This window comes from Shewanella sp. SM32, assembly GCF_025654235.1.
GTDB classification, from domain to species: Bacteria; Pseudomonadota; Gammaproteobacteria; order Enterobacterales; family Shewanellaceae; genus Shewanella; species Shewanella oncorhynchi.
In genome coordinates, this window is sequence record NZ_JAKKRO010000004.1 from 118,101 (window position 1) to 136,443 (window position 18,343).

General features: G+C 46.6%; 19 protein-coding genes. 14 read left to right on the forward strand and 5 right to left on the reverse strand.

Annotated elements, in window-relative coordinates; genetic code table 11:
* The first annotated feature begins 46 nt into the window (after positions 1 to 46).
* On the forward strand, positions 47 to 508 hold the full coding sequence (locus L5M10_RS02915) for a TIGR02444 family protein (protein WP_113939753.1): 462 nt from the start codon (positions 47 to 49) through the stop codon (positions 506 to 508).
* 78 nt (positions 509 to 586) lie between these two features.
* Here L5M10_RS02915 and L5M10_RS02920 read toward each other — a convergent pair whose 3' ends face one another.
* From L5M10_RS02920 to L5M10_RS02930, 3 genes are all read right to left on the reverse strand, one after another.
* Positions 587 to 997, reverse strand: coding sequence for a GFA family protein (locus tag L5M10_RS02920; protein ID WP_263254817.1), 411 nt, complete (start codon positions 995 to 997; stop codon positions 587 to 589).
* A 51-nt stretch (positions 998 to 1,048) separates the two neighbouring features.
* Positions 1,049 to 2,644, reverse strand: a complete 1,596-nt coding sequence (locus L5M10_RS02925; protein ID WP_131525357.1) for a GMC family oxidoreductase — start codon at positions 2,642 to 2,644, stop codon at positions 1,049 to 1,051.
* Positions 2,645 to 2,713: 69 nt separating this feature from the next.
* On the reverse strand, positions 2,714 to 3,220 hold the full coding sequence (locus L5M10_RS02930; RefSeq protein WP_105251529.1) for a TAT leader-containing periplasmic protein: 507 nt from the start codon (positions 3,218 to 3,220) through the stop codon (positions 2,714 to 2,716).
* A gap of 188 nt (positions 3,221 to 3,408) precedes the next feature.
* On the opposite strand from L5M10_RS02930, the gene L5M10_RS02935 reads away from it, so the two are divergent.
* The 3 genes from L5M10_RS02935 (at position 3,409) to L5M10_RS02945 (ending at position 5,659) form a co-directional block, all read left to right on the forward strand.
* Entirely contained in the window at positions 3,409 to 4,452 is a 1,044-nt protein-coding gene (locus L5M10_RS02935) for a hydrolase (RefSeq protein ID WP_263236620.1), read from the forward strand.
* A complete protein-coding gene (locus tag L5M10_RS02940; RefSeq protein WP_173246707.1) occupies positions 4,436 to 4,681 on the forward strand; it encodes a YheU family protein in 246 nt (81 codons plus the stop codon). The genes L5M10_RS02935 and L5M10_RS02940 overlap by 17 nt, the downstream gene beginning before the upstream one ends.
* A 90-nt stretch (positions 4,682 to 4,771) precedes the next feature.
* Positions 4,772 to 5,659: a phosphoribulokinase gene (locus tag L5M10_RS02945; protein ID WP_011847692.1), complete on the forward strand. Its 888-nt coding sequence runs from the start codon at positions 4,772 to 4,774 to the stop codon at positions 5,657 to 5,659.
* An 838-nt stretch (positions 5,660 to 6,497) separates the two neighbouring features.
* On the opposite strand, the gene L5M10_RS02950 is transcribed toward L5M10_RS02945, so the two are convergent.
* Complete coding sequence (locus L5M10_RS02950; RefSeq protein ID WP_263236617.1) at positions 6,498 to 7,007, reverse strand: GNAT family N-acetyltransferase; 510 nt, start codon at positions 7,005 to 7,007, stop codon at positions 6,498 to 6,500.
* A gap of 177 nt (positions 7,008 to 7,184) precedes the next feature.
* Complete coding sequence (gene pepB, locus L5M10_RS02955) at positions 7,185 to 8,477, reverse strand: aminopeptidase PepB (protein ID WP_263236614.1); 1,293 nt, start codon at positions 8,475 to 8,477, stop codon at positions 7,185 to 7,187.
* A gap of 188 nt (positions 8,478 to 8,665) precedes the next feature.
* On the opposite strand from pepB, the gene sfsA reads away from it, so the two are divergent.
* From sfsA to L5M10_RS03005, 10 genes are all read left to right on the forward strand, one after another.
* Complete coding sequence (gene sfsA, locus L5M10_RS02960; protein ID WP_263254818.1) at positions 8,666 to 9,370, forward strand: DNA/RNA nuclease SfsA; 705 nt, start codon at positions 8,666 to 8,668, stop codon at positions 9,368 to 9,370.
* 163 nt (positions 9,371 to 9,533) lie between these two features.
* Positions 9,534 to 9,977, forward strand: a complete 444-nt coding sequence (gene dksA, locus L5M10_RS02965) for an RNA polymerase-binding protein DksA (protein WP_006082967.1) — start codon at positions 9,534 to 9,536, stop codon at positions 9,975 to 9,977.
* Between the two features lie 169 nt (positions 9,978 to 10,146).
* Positions 10,147 to 11,061, forward strand: coding sequence for a tRNA glutamyl-Q(34) synthetase GluQRS (gluQRS, locus tag L5M10_RS02970; protein ID WP_263254819.1), 915 nt, complete (start codon positions 10,147 to 10,149; stop codon positions 11,059 to 11,061).
* A 26-nt stretch (positions 11,062 to 11,087) separates the two neighbouring features.
* Complete coding sequence (locus tag L5M10_RS02975; RefSeq protein WP_263236606.1) at positions 11,088 to 12,623, forward strand: polynucleotide adenylyltransferase PcnB; 1,536 nt, start codon at positions 11,088 to 11,090, stop codon at positions 12,621 to 12,623.
* A complete protein-coding gene (folK, locus tag L5M10_RS02980; protein ID WP_263236603.1) occupies positions 12,623 to 13,105 on the forward strand; it encodes a 2-amino-4-hydroxy-6-hydroxymethyldihydropteridine diphosphokinase in 483 nt (160 codons plus the stop codon). The genes L5M10_RS02975 and folK overlap by 1 nt, the downstream gene beginning before the upstream one ends.
* A gap of 56 nt (positions 13,106 to 13,161) precedes the next feature.
* Positions 13,162 to 13,959 (forward strand): 3-methyl-2-oxobutanoate hydroxymethyltransferase, encoded by a 798-nt coding sequence (gene panB, locus L5M10_RS02985; protein ID WP_263236600.1) that lies wholly within the window; start codon positions 13,162 to 13,164, stop codon positions 13,957 to 13,959.
* A 24-nt stretch (positions 13,960 to 13,983) separates the two neighbouring features.
* A complete protein-coding gene (gene panC / locus L5M10_RS02990) occupies positions 13,984 to 14,829 on the forward strand; it encodes a pantoate--beta-alanine ligase (protein WP_173246722.1) in 846 nt (281 codons plus the stop codon).
* A 389-nt stretch (positions 14,830 to 15,218) separates the two neighbouring features.
* Positions 15,219 to 15,746 (forward strand): DUF4124 domain-containing protein, encoded by a 528-nt coding sequence (locus L5M10_RS02995; protein ID WP_168822497.1) that lies wholly within the window; start codon positions 15,219 to 15,221, stop codon positions 15,744 to 15,746.
* A 553-nt stretch (positions 15,747 to 16,299) separates the two neighbouring features.
* Positions 16,300 to 16,719: a curlin gene (locus L5M10_RS03000; RefSeq protein ID WP_263236594.1), complete on the forward strand. Its 420-nt coding sequence runs from the start codon at positions 16,300 to 16,302 to the stop codon at positions 16,717 to 16,719.
* A gap of 14 nt (positions 16,720 to 16,733) precedes the next feature.
* Positions 16,734 to 18,239: a curlin gene (locus L5M10_RS03005; RefSeq protein ID WP_168822495.1), complete on the forward strand. Its 1,506-nt coding sequence runs from the start codon at positions 16,734 to 16,736 to the stop codon at positions 18,237 to 18,239.
* The last annotated feature ends 104 nt before the right edge of the window (positions 18,240 to 18,343 follow it).

Genomic DNA, 18,343 nt, shown 5'->3' on the forward strand with positions numbered 1-18,343 from the left:
TTCTTTTAAATAAAAGTCAGTAGCAGCGGCAATACAAGGAAATAGTATGGCGGTTTTAACCCAGTTCGACAGTCAACTCTGGCAATGGTGTGATATGAGCTATGCGCAAAACAAAGCGCTCTGTCTCGAATTGCAAAATAGCTGTCAGGTGAACGTCAATCTACTGCTACTGGCACAATATTTAGATATCACTATGGATGTGTCTGGGCCGCAGCAATACAGCACGGACCAATGGCAAACGCTGATGAATGCTGTGGGTGAATGGGATGAAAGGTTTCTCATGCCCTATCGCAAATTACGTAAACTCGCTAAGTCCAGCCTGAATGAACAAGAGTATCAGCAGATGCTCGCCGTTGAGCTGATGATGGAACGTAAAGCGCAACGAACCATCTTGAATAAACTCAATGAACTCAGCCCAAGCGGCCAAGCGACAAATCTAGTGAGCTACTTAAGCCTGTTTGGACTCAGTGACATTGACGCCAACGAAATCGGCCTCATTGCGCCCTGATCTCCCCCAAACAAATCACGTTAAATCAAGCACCGCCAAGTTAGCTCGATCAAATCAACGCAGTGATCATCTGATCCGCTAACGGCTTCGTGCTTGCGGATAGCGTTCACAGTCATCCTTAATCACCAACCAGTTCAGCTGACTCTCAGTATAAATATGGTACTTAGGCTGAACTTGGTTAGCATCGTCCAGACTCGCTATGCTCAAGGTCGAATAATCAGGATATTGAGTATGCCGGTAAGTTAACGATGTACCGCATTGGTCACAAAATCCACGGCGAATAAACTCGGACGATGCGAACTCAGTCACCTGACCTTTAAGCCAAATCACTTGGCTGAGTTTAAAATCCATCCAAGCCCCAAATGCAGAGCCCGTGCTTTTTTGGCACGAACGGCAGTGGCAATAATCCGTATCAAAGGGTTCACCTTCAATCTGATAACGAATCGCCCCGCATAAGCAACCACCTTCCCGTAATATGTTTTCAGACATTCACACCCCATCAAGCTTTATCAAGCTAAGCTGCATTTTGATAAGATAACATCACCCTTTACCGTCAGTGAGCTTCTGTGCGAGTGCGGTGGCATTACGTGCCGTGATGCCATAAATCGACAGCTGCGGGTTAGCACCAAGGCTGGTCGGAAAGATAGAACCGTCCATTACAGACAAGTTTTCTAAATAGTGCGACTGACCATAACTGTTCACCATAGAAAGCTTTTCATCTTCGCCGAAGGGACAACCGCCCATCACATGCGCCGATGCAACGATAGTGCGCAGTGGCGCGAGTGACATCTGCGCAATGCTCTCTTTGGCGTCTTTCCACGAGGACAAGTAAGGCATGCCATCGCTGATCGGCAACACTTTTAAGGCGCCCGCCGAGAATTGTAACTCCGCCATACTAGCAAAAGCGCGTCTCGCGGCCCGCCAAAAAGCATCGGTCAACGGATAATCTAAAGCAAAGCCCTTATCCGTTAAGTGTACTTCACCGCCTTGACTGTCGGGATGATAGCCATCGCGGATCAAAGCGATAGTTACTTGTAACTGATTGAATTGTGACATTAACTCAGCATGACTCGTACCATAACCTAAAGTTTTAGAGGCGATTAAAATCGGATGCACCGGCGGCACTTCGAGTTTATAACCCAACTCACCATCGGCGCCATTGTTCCACACAAACTCATCGGAATAGATAGATTGCGGCGCACCGCTATGGCCATTGATCGAATCGGCAAATACGCCGCCGGATAACAAAGTAGGATGTAAAAAGGTGCGTTTACCCAAAAGTTGGTGGGGATCGGGCACTTGCGAACGCATCAAAATCGTCGGTGTATGGATAGCACCCGCACTCAAGATATAATGTTTAGCCTTAAATAACAGCTCAACGTCAGTGGGTCGTAAATTCACATCCAACGCCTGCGCCTTTAACGCAAACACTTGGCCATTATGGTGCTCAATCTTAGTCACTTTAGCGCGACTGATCAGCTGCGCGCCTTTCTCAAGTGCCGCGGGAATAGTAGTGACTAACATAGATTGCTTCGCATTGACCGGACAACCCATGCCGCAATAGCCAGTATTCCAGCAACCCGCCACATTGCGTTTAATCACAGTGTATTCCCAGCCAAGATTGATACAACCTTGCTTCAGGGCGGCATTATTGCGATTAGGCTCATAATTCCATTCATGAATGTTGAGCCGTTGTTCCATTTGCTCAAACCAAGGATCTAAACTCTCGCGATTAAGCCCAGCAACCGATTTATGTTGCGCCCAAAAAGCTAACGCCTCGGTCGGAGTGCGGATTGAAGTGGTCCAGTTAACTGTGGTTGAGCCACCGACTGCGCGGCCCTGAAAAATTCCAATCGCCTTGTCGGCGGTTTTCATCGCCGCAGCTTGTTGATACAAGTTGGGATAAGCAACTCGCTCTTCCATATTAAAATCGCTGGAGGATTTTAGCGGTCCCGCCTCAATCATGATCACGCTCAGCCCTGCTTGGGTGAGGATTTCAGCCGCCACACCGCCGCCAGCACCTGTACCGACAATAATCACATCGGCTTCAAACTGCTGGTTTTCTTGCAATTGGCTCGCATCAGTGTGCAACCAACCAGAGTTTAAACCATTCACTATAGGATCTATGATTGCCAACTTGAGTGCTCCACTGTCGCGGGTAAGATGCTTATTATTCGGCGTTTGATTAGGTTAAAAATGGACTCGCTATTTGAACAGTTCAGGCTTGGCATAATGCAGGCGGCTCCAGTGCTCAGGACAAGCGTAGTAACTTGCCATCACTAATTCCCGCAATCCGAGATAAGCCGTTTGTAACAAAGCAAAATAACTGTGCCGCCAGGTTTCTAACATATCAGTTAACTCGGCGGGAGAGCGCATCAATAGCGGCGTCATGCTCGAGGTGAGTACCAGTAAACCAAGACGATTTTCGAGCATATCGAGCAGCTCAAACAATTCGGTCTGCTGCTCATCGGGTAACACAGCAATCGACTGTTTGATGGCATCTAAAGTGCGGTTTTGCGCCGCTAACTTATGAATGGCCACATCAGGCAAGGCGCCGTCGAGCATCACAGGCAAAAGCACGCTAAACAACAAACGATAATCTTTGCCTTCGCTATCCTCGGGCAAACTAAACTCAGGAGAATAGAGATTAACCCCTAAGGCTAACGCCGCCGTACCGGCAAACGCGCCCATAATAAAGGTTCGTCGCTTCATCTCTATCTCCTAATTATCAACCTAAATGTCGGCCTAAATATCAGCATAAAAAACAATTGTGCTACAATGGCCGCGAGTTTATACCCAAGCGACCTCAAAATACGAATTTCAGCATTTTGAGTTGGTTTGGGTATAAATTAAACACACGTTTTAATTTTCAGCAATAGCCGATACCAAGATAAACATCTATGCCAAATTCCTTTATGCCACCTTGGTGGGCCAAGAGCCCCCATATACAAACGATTTTACCCGTATTCACTAAAGTGGCCAAACCAGCATTACAGCGGCAGCGCTTAGAGTTACCCGATGGCGATTTTATCGATTTAGATTGGCAGGATGTTCCACAGTCTGGCAAACCGATCGTGGTGATCATCCACGGCTTAGAAGGAAGTGCTCAATCCCATTATGCGCGGCGGATACTGCAAGCCTGTAAGGAACAGCAACTCGCTGCCGTCGTGCATCATCACAGAAGTTGTTCGGGTGAGGCCAATCGCCTCGCCCGCAGTTATCACAGTGGCGATACGGACGATTTACAGTTTAGTCTATCGACACTGAAAAGCGCGTATCCGCAATCGCCCTTATTAGCCGTAGGTTACAGTTTAGGCGGCAATGTGCTGACTAAGTATCAAGGCGAATATCAGGATGATAGTTTATTAGCCCGCGCTGTGGTTGTCTCTGCGCCGCTGCAATTGTCAGCCTGTGCTAAACGCTTGGAAAATGGCTTTTCAAAGGTGTATCAAAGTTATTTAATCAAACAGTTGCAACAGAAGATAAGCCATAAACTGAATGATCCCGATTTAGCCATCTCTATGCCGCTAAGCCAGTTGCAGGTCGACCGTTTAAATACCTTCTATGATTTTGACGATAAAGTCACAGCGCCATTACACGGCTTTGACGGCGTCGACGATTACTATACGCGTGCCAGTGGCTTACCCTTTATCAGCCGTATAACTAAACCGACGCTCATCATACATGCTAAGGACGATCCCTTTATGACCGATGAAGTGATCCCCCAATCGAGTCAATTGTCGGGCTATGTGGAATACGAACTGCATCCCTATGGCGGCCATGTCGGCTTTATTGAAGGCGGTACACCTTGGAAACCGCGCTTCTACCTTGAGCGACGGATTTTACACTTTTTACTCGGCGATCAAAGTGTTGACCCACTTAGCGTAGACCCAATCAACGGCGACAATATTACCCAAGGAAACACCGATGCTCATTCCCTATGAAACCCTGTTACAACTCCCCAAGGAAACGCTCGCCAATGTGATCCGCGAATATCTCTTCGGTCAAGTGGAGGATGGCAGCTTTGCCAGTCTCGATGAACAGGAGCTTGCTCAGGCGATAGTCCAATGTCAACAAGCACTTAAACAAGGTAAGCTGAAATTAGAGTACAGTGAAGATGATGAATCCTTCGCGATACGTTCAGCGGAACAAATAGCACAGCAGCAAGATTGACCAGTCCTACCTCTGTACCGTATAAATAGTACTCGCGTTTTTATCGCTTCCCCATAAGCGGCTCTTTTGGTTCCTAGCTAGGTAGAAAAAATGTCAGCAAAACATCCCATTATTGCAGTTACAGGCTCATCAGGCGCGGGAACCACCACGACGACCACCGCCTTTAGCCATATTTTTCGCCAACTCGGGATCAACGCCGCCTTTGTCGAAGGCGACAGTTTTCATCATTTTACCCGCGCCGAAATGGAAGTCATGATCCGCAAATCCCAAGCTGAAAATCGCAATCTTAGCTATTTTGGCCCAGAGGCTAATAACTTTGCTCGTTTAGAGCAATGCTTTCGCGATTACAGCACCACAGGCCAAGGTGAAACCCGCAGCTATTTACACACCTTCGATGAGGCAGTGCCTTTTAACCAGATGCCCGGCACTTTTACTCAATGGCGACCACTACCTGAAAATACCGATATGCTCTACTACGAAGGCTTACATGGCGGCGTAGTTACTGGTGATGCCAATGTCGCCCAGCATGTGGACTTGCTGATCGGCATGGTGCCCATAGTCAACTTAGAGTGGATCCAAAAAATTATCCGCGATACTTCGGAACGTGGTCACAGCCGTGAAAAAGTCATGGGCTCGATTGTGCGCAGTATGGATGATTATATTAAGCACATGACGCCGCAGTTCTCCCGCACTCACATTAACTTTCAGCGAGTACCGACGGTCGATACTTCTAACCCATTTAGTGCCAAAGATATTCCGAGCTTAGATGAGAGCTTTGTGGTGATCCGCTTCCGCGGTATCAATAATGTCGACTTCCCCTATTACCTCAATATGATCCAAGGTTCATTTATGTCACGGGTCAACACACTCGTCGTCCCCGGCGGCAAAATGTCGCTGGCGATGGAGCTGATCCTAACGCCTTTGATTAAAGATTTGATGGAAAAACGTCAACAACTTAATACCCCAGAGGCGAACTGAAACCTTGAGGATTTACGGGTAAGTTTGACTAAAGGCTAAGGAAATAAAGTCTTTTTTTGCAATGGATTAAGTTTTATTTAAGCCACTAGCGCTAATCTTGTCGGCATCGGGATTTCAGGCGAAAGAACGATAGTTGGCATACTCTTGGGAGTTAATTCCCCCATCTTGATCTGTTGATTTCCTTGAGTATGTCAGCAACCTTTTTAACGAAACTATATAAGTTAATTCCGCATCCATGCTTGATCTCTTGATTCCCTTGAGTATGTCAGCAACCTTTTATGAAGAATGAATTCCACATCTATGATTGATCTGTTGATTCCCTCGAATATGTCAGCAACCTTTTTAACGAAACTATATAAGTTAATTCCGCATCCATGCTTGATATATTGATTACCTTAAGTATGTCAGCAACCTTATCTTAAACTCTAAATCTTCAGAGTTAATTCCACATCCATACTTGATCTGTTGATTTCCTTGAGTATGTCAGCAACCTTATATGAAGAATAAATTCCACATCTATGCTTGATCTGTTGATTCCCTCGAATATGCCAGCAACCTTATCTTAAACTCTAAATCTTCAGAGTTCATTCCACATTCATACTTGATCTCTTGATTCCATTGAGTATGTCAGCAACCTCTCAGAAAATAGGTTCTAGGCTTTAGATTCTAGGAAAACAGAACGTTCGTAAACTCACTCATAGAACGCTGCACTTACCGAAAGGGCAAAGCCTGTTCCGTAAATCGTGAGTCACAAAGTGACGTTCTGTAGCAGTTTGCTGCATGCCGTTATCCGTAGCCGCAACGCGACGCGACGTTCTAGCAGTTGCGAAGCAACGCCCTAGCAGACCAAAGACCGTCCTAGATTTTTATACATCACCATGCACTCTAAGGCTATTCCTCTGGGCGAACAGTAGATAGATTCCTCCTCTAAACCCTCACCACCAAAACCACAGTGGCGATAGAAATCCACCGCATTTAAAGTTGATTCTAATCTGAGCTGGGCAATCCCCTGATTAAAAGCCATAGTTTCAATAAATTGCAGCAGCACTTTACCAACTCCTAACCCCATAGCATTGGGGGAAACAAACAAGGCTTCTAACTGGGCATAGGGTTCATCCAACATGGCAGTGCCGACCACAGTCTTAAGCTGCGACTCGTCAGAGGACAACTCTGCCACATAAAAATGTGCATCGACGATACGGCTAAATTGCTCGGTCAGTTCGCCCTCGGTCCAAATCACCAGATCGCCCGCATCATAAAATCCAGCGCAGCCCTTATTGATCGCCGCATTGCGGATATCCCAGCAGGCCTGAGCATCCGCTTTCGTTGCTTTTCGTATAGTTATCATCATGTTTCCCTATTAAAAATGCTCAGCCATAACATGCCATGAAGCCGCTAAAACGCCAAGTAAACGAGTGTTCTCATCTTTCAACCAATAAAAAACCGCCCGTAGGCGGTTTTAATCAAAGCTACAGAATCTTAATGGATCTTAGCTAACATATCTGATTTAGTCTTAGCGCTTGGCTTAGCCTTTAATCAATTCACTAATGGTCAATACGCCGTGGGTTGTTGCACCCGCGCCCCACATGGCAGAAGCTGAATCTTCAAAAGCGCCTGCTAAATCAACGTGTAACCATTTAGCTTCGGGTGACACGAAACGCCATAAGAAACCAGCAGCATTAGAAGCACCACCTGCACCACCGCCTTTCATTGCGCGGCTGTTGGCGGTGTCAGCATAGGCAGATGGACACATTTCTTTGTGCCAAGGATCCAGCGGCAGCGGCCATACGCGCTCGGCAACGCTAGTGGCTTTTTGCTGGGCCAGTTGCAACACATCCGCCTGTGGCGAGAAAATCGCGTTGTAGTTAGAACCCACTGCCATCACAGCGGCGCCTGTAAGGGTCGCTGCATCGATAATAAAAGGTGCGCCTGTCGCAGAAGCAGCTTGTAGGCCATCGGCCAACACTAAGCGCCCTTCCGCATCCGTGTTCACCACTTCAACTGTTACACCATTTTTGTAGGTCAGAATGTCACCTAACTTATAGGCGCGACCGCTGATCAAGTTTTCAGCACAACATAAGAAGAGTTTAACGCGTTTGTTGAGGCCAGATTTGATCGCTAAACCAAGTGCTGCAGTCACAGTCGCCGCGCCGCCCATATCGCATTTCATGCCTAACATGCCTTCAGAGGCTTTGATGCTGTAGCCGCCAGAATCAAAGGTAATCCCTTTACCCACAAGCGCCACAGACACAGGTGCATCGGCGGCTAATGGGTTGAAGTCTAACTCTAACATTGCCGGTGGACGCTCACTGCCGCGACCGACGGCATGGATACCAATCCACTGTTCTTCCAGCAGCGCTTCACCTTCGATAATCCGATAACTCACCTTGTCGCCACCAACCTCAGCCAACCATTTTGCGGCTTGCTGGGCGAGTTTCACTGGCGACAGGTTCTCAGGCGTATCGTTGATCAGTTGACGGGCAAAAGTCGCCACATCGAGTCGACGTTGCAATTCTGCTTGCACTGACTCATCACCACACCAATGGATTTGATAGCCTGGTTTTGCCGTCGCGAAACCTTGGGCAAACACCCACTGGCTATTGAGGTCCCAAAACTGCCCAGCTAATTCCACACAGCTAATACCTTGATTGCGCAGTTTACGGGCCGCCATTTGAATTTGACGCAGCTCATCGCCACCCGCTAAATGAATTTGCGCACCGTCGGCAGTATAAGTCACATCAGCCTTGCCCCAGTGCGCGGCGGGTGCTTCTTTGGTTAATTGCACTTTCATCAATTCAGTTACTTTTAGTTCACTCATTAGGGATCCTTATTTTTCGATTCGTTTTAGAACAATCAATCAGCAATCAGAACAAACTTTATGGCGGCAGTTTACTGCTAGCAGGCGATGACGCAAAGCGATTGGCTGAAGTTACTCAGGTAAAATCTGTAAACATTTGCGAAATTTGCTAGGCTTTGCGACCTAGAACAGCCGAGATAGGTATACCTATGGAATTTACACCGCCACTACAACAGGGCATTTTATTGCGCCGCTATAAGCGTTTTCTGGCCGATGTGCAGCTAAGCGATGGCAGTGAGATCACCCTACATTGCCCCAATACCGGCTCTATGCGTAATTGCCTGTATCCCGGTGAAACCGTATGGTTTTCTACCTCTGATAACCCTAAACGTAAGTACGCCCATACATGGGAACTGATGACCACGCCAGATGCTGGCTTAATCGGGATCCACTCGGGTCAGGCGAACACCTTAGCCGAAGAAGCCATCAATAAAGATATCATCAAGGAGCTCACGGGTTATGATAGCCTCAGCCGTGAAGTCAAATACGGTGATGAAAATAGTCGCATCGATATCCTGCTACAGGGTGCTCAAAAACCCGCCTGTTATATAGAAGTCAAAAGTTGTACTTTGCTCGAGGATGGCCAAGGTTATTTTCCCGATGCTGTGAGCCTACGCGGTCAAAAACATTTACGTGAATTGATGCTCATGGTGAGTCAAGGCTATCGAGCCGTATTGCTATTTGTGGTGCAGCATAGTGAAATATTCAGTGTTGCCCCCGCAGCACATATCGACCCTGAATATGCTAAGTTACTGAAAATGGCTGTGTTAGCCGGCGTTGAAGTGCTAGCCTATCGCTGTAAAATCTCCCCTACAGAGATTCACCTAGCCCAAGCCTGCGATGTACGAGTATGATGTTAAGGCTGAGTTAAATTTGATTTCATTTGAATTAGCGAACATAGTCAAAAAATTCAATCAAAGCAGAATGAAAAGTTTGCCTCGATGTGAAGATTCTGCTATAGATAGCGGCCGTTCTTAAGGACGCCCTACAAACGCAAATGATTACAGGAGATGCGTTATGCCTGAAGGCACCAAAAAACTTGGCGTACTCGCTATCGCAGGTGTAAATCCTTACCAGGAAAAGCCGGGTGAGGAGTATATGAACGCTAAGCAACTGGGTCACTTCAAGACAATTCTTGAAGCTTGGCGCAATCAGTTGCGTGAAGAGGTCGACCGTACTCTTAGCCACATGCAGGACGAAGCCGCAAACTTTCCCGATCCTGTTGACCGTGCAGCACAAGAAGAAGAGTTCAGCCTCGAACTTCGTGCTCGCGATAGAGAACGTAAGCTGATCAAAAAAATCGAAAAAACACTGCAAAAAATTGAAGAAGACGATTTCGGCTTCTGTGATTCTTGCGGTATCGAAATCGGCATCCGCCGTCTCGAAGCGCGTCCAACAGCCGATCAATGCATCGACTGTAAAACGCTTGCAGAGATCAAAGAGAAACAAATGGCTGGTTAATCAAGCATACTGGGCGGGGATTTCCCCGCCTATTTGTTTCTAGCAACTCGTAAACTCGACGAGCTTAAGCCAAGCTCACTCCAATTTACCCCGATTCGCTTTTCTCTTAGCATCCCTCTAAAATACATCCACTTTTACCGTCGCGACTTTAAAACGCCATCTAGTTGTTATGTCAAAGCCATTACATTCCTATTTATCCAGCCAGCCCTATGTCGGCCGCTTTGCGCCTTCGCCTTCGGGTGCCTTGCACTTTGGCTCGCTTATCGCCGCCCTTGGCAGCTATCTGCGCGCACGCTCGCTACAGGGTAAATGGCTAATTCGCATCGAAGATATAGACCCACCGCGGGAAGTCAAAGGCGCCGCCGATGATATCTTACGCACCTTAGAAGCCTATGGATTTGAGTGGGATGATGTGCCTCTGTATCAAAGCCAGCGCACAGTGGCTTATCAAGCGCAAATTGACTCGCTGCTCGCCCAAGATAAAGCCTATTTCTGCCAATGTAGTCGCAAGCAAATTCAAGCCATGGGCGGCGTCTACGATGGCCGCTGCCACCGATTGCCACAAACCCAGTCTGCAAATCTTGTTAGGTTGGGTGCGGTGCGAATCGTCAACACGGCGCAAGTGCAAGAATTTGATGACAATCTAATGGGCCATATTTGCGTTGATAGCCATTTTGCCGCAGAGGATTTCATCATCAAACGCAGTGATGGTCTGTACGCCTATCAATTGGCCGTAGTACTCGACGATGCTTATCAAGGGGTCACCGAAGTGGTTCGAGGCTGCGACTTAATCGAGGCCAGTTGTCGCCAACTGAGTTTGTATCAAAGCTTTGGTTTAGCCGCACCGCAATGGCTGCACTTGCCACTCGCCTGCATAAGTAAAGGCTTTAAGCTCTCAAAACAGAATCATGCACAGGCAATTGATACACTTAATCCACAGGCGAGCCTCAATGCGGCACTGGCATTTTTAGGCCAAACACCCGTCGAAACCCGCGGCTCTGTGGCGCAAATGCTCGCTCAAGCCGTGGATCAGTTTCAATTATCCACTATACCGCAACAATCTGAGATACTGATCGAGCCCTGATATACTCATTAGGCCGCATTTGGTATATGATAGCCGCCAGATTATTTAATCAAATAACAGATCATATTTCGAGGTGTCCCATTTTTCGCCGTATCAGCCAATTCTGCAAACAGCTATTTGAAGACGCGCCTAAAACGACCGCTCCGACTCCAGCTCAGATTGAACCAACAACACCTGAACAAAGTTCCGGTGCTTTGAGTTTAGAGTTAGTACCAAGAGATGCCCATACCATCTCGCGCAAACAAATCAGCGAGAATGCCCTTAAGGTATTATACAGACTGAATAAATCTGGCTTTAAAGCCTATTTAGTCGGCGGCGGTGTACGCGATTTACTCTTAGGGATTGAGCCTAAAGATTTCGACATAGTGACCAATGCAACACCGGAAGAAATCAAAAAATTATTCCGTAATTGCCGTGTTGTCGGTCGCCGTTTCCGCTTAGCGCACATTGTTTTCGGCCGCGATGTGATTGAAGTCGCCACCTTCCGTGGTCACCATGGCGAAAGTAATGAGAAAGTCTCTAAAGCCAATGCCGAAGGGCGTTTGCTGCGCGATAACGTCTATGGCGAAATCGATGAAGATGCCGAGCGCCGCGACTTTACCGTCAATGCCCTCTATTACGATATCAGCGATTACTCGATTCGCAGCTATGGCGGCGGTATGGCCGATCTCAAAGCGGGCACCCTAAGATTAATTGGCGATCCAGAAACCCGTTACCGTGAAGATCCGGTGCGTATGTTAAGGGCAGTGCGTTTCGCCACTAAACTCAACATGGGTATCGAAACCGTCACAGCCGCGCCGATTAAACAATTAGCGCCGCTGCTAAAAGATATTCCGGCAGCACGTATGTACGAAGAAGTGTTAAAACTCTTCTTTGCAGGTAAAGCCTTAGCCAACTTCGAACTGATGCAAGAATACAAGCTATTCGCACCGCTGTTTCCGCAAGTGGCGGCACTGCTGAAAGATGATCCTAAAGGTACGACCATGAAAATGGTGCAAGCCATCATGAAGAGCACAGATCAAAGAGTTAACGAAGATAAGCCGGTCACACCTTCATTCTTCTATGCTGCGCTTCTCTGGTATCCACTGCGTCAACGCGCCGAAGATATCGCGGTTGAAAGTGGCCTGACGTTATACGATGCCTTCTTTGCCGCCATGGGCGATGTGATGGAGCAGCAATGCCAAACCATTAGTATTCCGCGCCGTTTTAGTACGCCGGCAAAAGACATTTGGCAGTTGCAGTTACGCTTTGATCGTAGCCAAGGCACCCGCGCCTTTAAACTGATGGAGCATCCTAAGTTTAGAGCCGCATACGATTTACTCTTACTCAGGGGCGAAGTCGAAGCGGGTAATGTCGCTAAAAGTGCCGCTTGGTGGCAACAATTTGTCGAAGCCGATGAAACAGAACGTTTAGCCATAGCGCGTAGCGGCAGTAAATCGCCAAACCGCAACCGTAATGCCACCCAACGTCGTCGCCGTCCTCGTGCACCGAATGCCGATGGTTCAGCGCCGACGAGCGCACCTAAAGCGAGTGGCACACCTAAAGTTAAAACGGCTGAATAATGCCCCGCGTCTACGTCGCATTAGGCGCAAATCTTGAAGATCCCAAGGCTCAATTGGACAATGCCGTGACGGCATTGTCCGCCTTAGGCAATAGTCTCGTCGTTTCTCCCTATTACCATTCGACGCCCATGGGCGATGTCGTGCAACCCGATTATGTGAATGCGGTAGCGAGTTTCGATACTGATCTTGCGCCATTAGCTTTACTCGATGCACTGCAGCATATTGAAAACACCCAAGGACGAATCCGCCTAGAGCGTTGGGGGCCTAGAACCTTAGATCTCGATTTACTCTTGTATGGTAATGAGAACATTGATATTCCTAGACTCAAAGTGCCCCACTACGGCATGAAAACGCGCAGCTTTGTGCTCGTGCCTTTAGCCGCAATTGCACCGGATCTGATTCTGCCGTGCAACACTGCCATCGACAGTCTTATCGATACAAAAATGTTGGCCGAGTTACAACAACTGGGCATTGATCATTGAAGTCCGTCCTCAGTTAGCTTATAACACCACTTCTATTTGGTTTGAAGATCATCCATATGTCTAAAATTACTAGCTCAACCCTGTTGAAATACAAACAGGAAGGTAGAAAATTCACGGCACTGACAGCCTATGATGCCAGTTTTGCCAGCGCGTTCGATAGCGAAGGTGTCGATGTGCTGCTGGTCGGCGATTCTTTGGGAATGGTTCTCCAAGGCCATGACGATACCCTGCCCGTCACTACTGCAGAAATCGCTTACCATACTCGCTGTGTTCGTCGCGGTATCGAACGTGCCCTGCTGATCGCCGATATGCCCTTTATGAGTTACGCCACGCCAGAACAAGCCATGGTCAACGCCACTGAGTTAATGCAAGCTGGCGCAAACATGGTCAAAGTCGAAGGCGGACACTGGTTACTCGAAACCGTCACTAAGCTCACCGAACGCGGTATTCCTGTATGTGCCCACTTAGGCTTAACGCCTCAGTCGGTTCATGTGTTTGGTGGTTTTAAAGTGCAAGGCCGCGATGCCGAAAATGCCCAGCGCATCCTCGACGAAGCTAAGGCTTTAGAAGCCGCGGGAGCTCAACTACTCGTAGTGGAATGTATCCCTGCACCACTCGCTGCGGCGATCACTCAAGCCTTAACGATTCCAGTCATTGGAATTGGCGCAGGTGCATCGACTGATGGACAAATCTTGGTGATGCATGATGTGTTAGGTATTTCAAGTGGTTACATTCCACGTTTCTCGAAAAACTACCTAAAACAAACCGGTGAAATTCGTTCTGCGGTACGTGCTTATATCGACGAAGTTGTCCAAGGAACTTTTCCTGGCGAAGAACACACTTTTAACAAATAACAGATTTATGCAAGGTAAGGCTCAATGATCACTAGCGCCCATATTGATGATATTCGCACTCAAGTGCGTGCATGGCGTGCCAAGGGCGAAACTGTCGCCTTTGTGCCGACCATGGGCAATCTCCATCGGGGACACATCACCTTAGTGAAAGAAGCGGCTAAACGTTGTGATCATGTGGTGGTATCGATTTTCGTCAATCCAATGCAATTTGGCCAGAACGAAGATCTCGATGCCTACCCACGCACACTCGCCGCCGACAGTGAAGCCCTCACCGCCGCTGGCGCTGAGTTGCTGTTTACCCCAACGCCAGCCGTGATGTATCCCAAGGGCTTAGCGCAACAAACCTATGTTGAAGTACCAGGTATTTCAGATCTGCTCTGCGGCGCTAGCCGTCCGGGGCATTTTCGAGGCGTTGCGACTATCGTCTGTAAACTATTCAACATAGTACAGCCCGATGTGGCACTCTTTGGCAATAAAGACTATCAACAGCTATTAGTCATTGAAACTATGGTTGAAGACTTGTCATTACCGATTGAGATTATCGGTGTTGATACCATACGTGAGGACTCAGGTTTAGCCATGAGTTCGCGCAATGGTTATCTCACCGCCGCAGAAAAAGCCGCTGCACCAGCATTAAAACAGGCGATAGATGCTATGGCTGCAGGGATCAAACAAGGTCAGAGTGTTGATGCTGTCACCGAGCAAGCGAAAATCAGTTTAGTGGCGGCGGGCTTTACGCCGGATTATCTGGAAATTCGTCATGCCCACACGCTTGAGAAAGCGCAGAGCCAAGACCAAACCTTAGTCATTTTGGCCGCCGCCTATATAGGTAAAGCGCGACTTATCGACAACTTAAGGTTCGATCGCTAATCTCTTAAGCGTTATCAATAAATAAAAAGGAGCAGTCGCTCCTTTTTATTTATCCAATGATCGACCAGAAGCTATTTTCTTCTTTAGAATCAATCTCAGCGCCAAAAATTTGAAGCGTCAAAAAACTGGTTTTATCCCTAAATTTACGCCATAGTATGATGCAGATGTTAATTTAAGGTAAATGATTAGCGGCAGACATTGACGAGTGAATTTGACCTTATAATGATGTATGGCTAATCCTTTAATTTATTGGGCTTAACAGCCGGTTAAGCCTAATAAAAACAGTTATAAAGGCATAATAATGTAAACGTCATAATCATTATTTATCATGCTTAATCAAACAATTAAATCATAATAGCTATGCAAGTGTACAAAGGATTTGTGGCCTCATGGCAAGACTGATACTCACCCTAATTTGTGTTATTTTGCCCACTGCAATACAGGCAAATACCATTTATAAATGCCGTAAAGATGACAAAATTGTCTTTAGCCAAACCGCTTGCCCGCAGGAATTTAGCCAACATAAAATCGAATACCAGTTAGGGATAACGACTGAAGTAGACTCTGATAAAAGAGACATTCCTGTCGATCCCTTACACACTCTACTGAATAGTCGAACCATTTCTAAAGAAAAATTATTGCAGTTACTCGACGGCGAGATATATCGTCTTAAGCAGGAAAATAGCTATTTTGAAATTCTGCGCGCCAGTGAATTGCAGAAATTAGAACGTAAACGTTATTGGCAAAATAAAGAGAAAACCGATCCTGAATACATTAACGAAATGGACGATATCAATACTCGCTTCAATGCGTTAACTGTGAGTAATAACAGTGCGATGCAACAACTGGAAGACCGTAAAAGCCAAATCAGTACCGAAGCATTCCATGAAGAGTTAAAAAAACCAGAAAAGCACTGATCTCGCATAAGACGGTAGTATTAATCTTCTCTCTACCCGATTAAGAAATTCAATCATAATAATGGTTAATCTTCCGCTCACAGTAATGTCCCTTTGTTTAACCTAGGATTCATTACCGCAAGGACAAGAAGCCTGTTGTTGCACACAGGGTAAATGACATAGGTTGCTACAGTTAATTAAACTCCTCAGCAGTTTCTCGCTGGCACAAACGCGTACTTTTTTATCAAGAAAATGCAAACGCGATAGTCAATGTATTTCCCTTCACTTGTTATTGCATTGTTTAAAAATCAAATACTCGCTTCACAACAAATACGACTTAACTACTAGGACAACTAGATTAGACCCCTTAAATAAAAACACGTCAATAAACATATAAAATCTATTTAATCAATACGATATAAATACAGCTATCATTTACCTTCCGTTAATCCTTTCTAGAATAAATACCCGTTTGGCCAATTGCGACATATTAACGGGACTCGTATCTTCAGGTCTGAATTTGGGATGCAAGTTGCTTTAAGCAGCCCAAGATATTTGATGCAAGGAGTCACCCGTGCCAAATACCTCTATACGCTTTTTGGCGCCGCTGATCTTGCTCTGTAGTTGTATGACTTCAGCACAAGAGCTGAATGTCAACGAGTTACCCGTAACCCTTCAGGCATTACTGGAACGTTCCGGTCGCGATAACCTTATCGAGCTGGTTCAACAAGGCACTGCCAACCAAGGATTACTGTTCCAGTCAGGCAGCGATAACAAGGCCGATGTAACACAAGTGGGCAATGATAACGATGCGCTAATCACACAGATTGGTTCAAACAATGAAGTCCAACTACTGCAAGTCGGCAGTCAAAATACGGCTTCAGTGACACAAATTGGCAATGACAATCTCGTGCAACTGAACCAACTAGGAAGCGGCAACTTTTCGATTCAACAGATTGCGGACGGTGCTGCAATCTCAATAACTCAATATTAAACAGGGAGCGTCACATGAAATCACAAGCTAAAAAATCACTTATTGCTTTGGCCATTGCAACAGGTTTAAGCGGTCAAGCTTTTGCGGCCAGTACAGTGAGCGAAATTAGCGTAGTACAGTCAGGCCAAGCCCAAGACACTTTAGTCTCACAAACGGGTGGCCTTAACGCTGCTGCGGTTGTGCAAACAGGTACAGATCAAACCGCAACCGTCATCCAAGACGGTGTGTGGCATGAAGCGGCTATTAATTCAACGGGTGATGATAACAAGGTCCAAATAACGCAACAAGTTGACTGGCATGTGGCAAGTGCAAATGTTGTAGGTGACAACAACAATGTAAATGTGTCGCAAGATGGTTTCTTTAACCAAAGCAGTAGCGATGTTACTGGCAACGATAACACGGTATTCGTTAACCAATTAGGCGAAGTCAACGAAAGCCAAGTTGAAATCACTGGCGCTGAAAACAGCGTGTTTGTTGAGCAAGAAGGCGATGCTAACTTTGCAGTTTTTCGCGTTGAAGGCAGCAACAACGACGGTAAAATCACACAAATCGGTGACAACAACCAAGCGGGTTTAATCGCTCTCGACTTAACCGCTAACGTGGGTAACAACAACGACGTTTCTGTTAATCAAGCGGGTAACAACAACTTTGGCGCGGCTAAGGGTATTGCAGGCGACAACAACAAAGTAGACATGGTCCAAAAGGGTGATAACCATGTAGGCTTCGTTTACGCACTGGCGGGCAGCAAAAACGATATTTCAATGGATCAAAAAGGTACCGGCAACACGGCTTATCTTGCTATGACTACGGGTGATGACAACAGTGTCGATATTACCCAAAATGGCAGCGGCAACACTATCGGTGATACTTTAGTGGCCGATATCCAAGGTGATGATAACGATATTACTATCACTCAAAAAGGCGATGTCAACGGTGCAGAGTTCCAAGTATGGGGCGATAGCAACGACGTTGACTTGAAACAAAAAGGCGATGCGAACTTCGCAACCTTTGGTGCATACGGTACAGATAATGACTTCGATTTATCTTCTAAAGGCGATAACAACGAAATCATTGCCTTCGCTGATGGTGAAGATAACAGTATTGAAGTTAGCCAAGAAGGCGATGAGAACTTTGCTTATGTAGATGCCGTGGGTAGCGATAACGAAGTTGATGTTGAGCAAGATGGCGCTGAGAACGAAACATTGATTTCTGTTGCTGGCAACAACAATGCCGATGTCAGCGCACTTCAAAGTGGCGATCTTAACGTTATTGACCTGATTATTGAAGGTGATGAAAACACCGCGCAAATTACTCAATCAGGTAACGGTAACTGGGTAGGCGGCGATAACGACACTTCATTTGCTTCAAATTCATTTGGCGTTAGCGGTGACAATAACAGCCTGTCAATCACTCAAACGGGTAATGACAACTTAGTGTTAGGTTCTCAAGCGGGCACTAACAACAGCATCAACGTGAACCAATCAGGCAATATGAACGTTGCCACTGTAGTGCAATACTAGTCAATACTGTTAAACCACCACAGCTAAACTCTTTGGTGGTGGTTTATAAAAAGGGTGTTAAACAAAAAGCGGGAATGTTTAAATAAACATTCCCGCTTTTCTAT

What these genes read in the sequence shown, in the direction of transcription:
- L5M10_RS02930 (WP_105251529.1), bottom strand. Translation starts at nt 3,220, where the DNA reads ATGAAGCGACGAACCTTTATTATGGGCGCGTTTGCCGGTACGGCGGCG.
- L5M10_RS02995 (WP_168822497.1), top strand. Translation starts at nt 15,219, where the DNA reads ATGGCAAGACTGATACTCACCCTAATTTGTGTTATTTTGCCCACTGCA.
- folK (WP_263236603.1), top strand. Translation starts at nt 12,623, where the DNA reads ATGCCCCGCGTCTACGTCGCATTAGGCGCAAATCTTGAAGATCCCAAG.
- L5M10_RS03005 (WP_168822495.1), top strand. Translation starts at nt 16,734, where the DNA reads ATGAAATCACAAGCTAAAAAATCACTTATTGCTTTGGCCATTGCAACA.
- panC (WP_173246722.1), top strand. Translation starts at nt 13,984, where the DNA reads ATGATCACTAGCGCCCATATTGATGATATTCGCACTCAAGTGCGTGCA.
- panB (WP_263236600.1), top strand. Translation starts at nt 13,162, where the DNA reads ATGTCTAAAATTACTAGCTCAACCCTGTTGAAATACAAACAGGAAGGT.
- L5M10_RS02940 (WP_173246707.1), top strand. Translation starts at nt 4,436, where the DNA reads ATGCTCATTCCCTATGAAACCCTGTTACAACTCCCCAAGGAAACGCTC.
- gluQRS (WP_263254819.1), top strand. Translation starts at nt 10,147, where the DNA reads ATGTCAAAGCCATTACATTCCTATTTATCCAGCCAGCCCTATGTCGGC.
- L5M10_RS02975 (WP_263236606.1), top strand. Translation starts at nt 11,088, where the DNA reads ATGATAGCCGCCAGATTATTTAATCAAATAACAGATCATATTTCGAGG.
- L5M10_RS02915 (WP_113939753.1), top strand. Translation starts at nt 47, where the DNA reads ATGGCGGTTTTAACCCAGTTCGACAGTCAACTCTGGCAATGGTGTGAT.
- dksA (WP_006082967.1), top strand. Translation starts at nt 9,534, where the DNA reads ATGCCTGAAGGCACCAAAAAACTTGGCGTACTCGCTATCGCAGGTGTA.
- L5M10_RS02950 (WP_263236617.1), bottom strand. Translation starts at nt 7,007, where the DNA reads ATGATAACTATACGAAAAGCAACGAAAGCGGATGCTCAGGCCTGCTGG.
- L5M10_RS02945 (WP_011847692.1), top strand. Translation starts at nt 4,772, where the DNA reads ATGTCAGCAAAACATCCCATTATTGCAGTTACAGGCTCATCAGGCGCG.
- pepB (WP_263236614.1), bottom strand. Translation starts at nt 8,477, where the DNA reads ATGAGTGAACTAAAAGTAACTGAATTGATGAAAGTGCAATTAACCAAA.
- L5M10_RS02935 (WP_263236620.1), top strand. Translation starts at nt 3,409, where the DNA reads ATGCCAAATTCCTTTATGCCACCTTGGTGGGCCAAGAGCCCCCATATA.
- sfsA (WP_263254818.1), top strand. Translation starts at nt 8,666, where the DNA reads ATGGAATTTACACCGCCACTACAACAGGGCATTTTATTGCGCCGCTAT.
- L5M10_RS02920 (WP_263254817.1), bottom strand. Translation starts at nt 997, where the DNA reads ATGTCTGAAAACATATTACGGGAAGGTGGTTGCTTATGCGGGGCGATT.